The following is a 1,213-nucleotide window of genomic DNA, read 5'->3' as shown; positions in this document are numbered from 1 at the left end:
ATGGCAAAAGAAAAGTTTGAACGCGTAAAACCGCACGTAAACGTAGGTACAATCGGCCACGTTGACCACGGTAAAACTACCCTAACTGCAGCAATCACTAACGTACTTGCAAAAGTATACGGTGGTGTAGCGAAAGACTTCGCATCAATCGATAACGCTCCAGAAGAGCGTGAGCGTGGTATCACAATCTCAACTTCACACGTTGAGTACGATACACCAACTCGTCACTACGCACACGTAGACTGTCCAGGACACGCCGATTATGTTAAAAACATGATCACGGGTGCTGCTCAAATGGACGGCGCAATCCTAGTAGTTGCTGCAACTGACGGTCCTATGCCACAAACTCGTGAGCACATCCTACTTTCTCGTCAGGTTGGTGTACCTTACATCATCGTATTCATGAACAAATGTGACATGGTTGACGACGAAGAGCTACTTGAGCTAGTTGAGATGGAAGTTCGTGAACTTCTTTCTGAGTACGACTTCCCAGGTGATGACCTACCTCTAATCCAAGGTTCTGCGCTTAAAGCGTTAGAAGGTGAGAAAGAGTGGGAAGACAAAATCGTTGAGCTTGCAGAAGCACTAGATTCTTACATCCCAGAGCCAGAGCGTGACATCGATAAGCCATTCATCATGCCTATCGAAGACGTATTCTCAATCCAAGGCCGTGGTACAGTTGTAACTGGTCGTGTTGAAGCTGGTATCATCAACGTGAATGACGAAGTTGAAATCGTAGGTATCAAAGAAACTACGAAGACAACGTGTACAGGTGTTGAGATGTTCCGTAAGCTTCTAGACGAAGGTCGTGCGGGTGAGAACATCGGTGCACTTCTACGTGGTACTAAGCGTGAAGACGTTGAACGTGGTCAAGTACTAGCTAAGCCTGGTTCAATCACTCCACACACGAAGTTCACTTCAGAAGTATACGTACTTTCTAAAGATGAAGGTGGTCGTCACACGCCATTCTTCAAAGGTTACCGTCCACAGTTCTACTTCCGTACAACTGACGTAACAGGTGACGTACAGTTACCAGACGGCGTTGAAATGGTAATGCCTGGTGATAACATCAAGATGACTGTAGAACTAATCGCTCCAATCGCGATGGACGAAGGTTTACGCTTCGCTATCCGTGAAGGTGGCCGTACAGTTGGTGCTGGTGTTGTTGCAACTATCGTTGAGTAATATCAACAGATAGAGCTTCACAGCTTAT

Annotated in this window: 1 protein-coding gene; it reads left to right on the top strand. The window is 46.2% G+C overall.

All coding sequences use genetic code 11. The annotated features are described in order from the left end of the window. Positions 1 to 1,185 (top strand): elongation factor Tu, encoded by a 1,185-nt coding sequence (tuf, locus tag L3V38_RS20195; RefSeq protein ID WP_062567544.1) that lies wholly within the window; start codon positions 1 to 3, stop codon positions 1,183 to 1,185. Positions 1,186 to 1,213: the final 28 nt, after the last annotated feature.

The organism is Pseudoalteromonas sp. L1 (assembly GCF_021728095.1).
In the GTDB taxonomy this organism is placed as follows: Bacteria; Pseudomonadota; Gammaproteobacteria; order Enterobacterales; family Alteromonadaceae; genus Pseudoalteromonas.
This window is presented reverse-complemented; position numbering and strand designations above follow the sequence as displayed.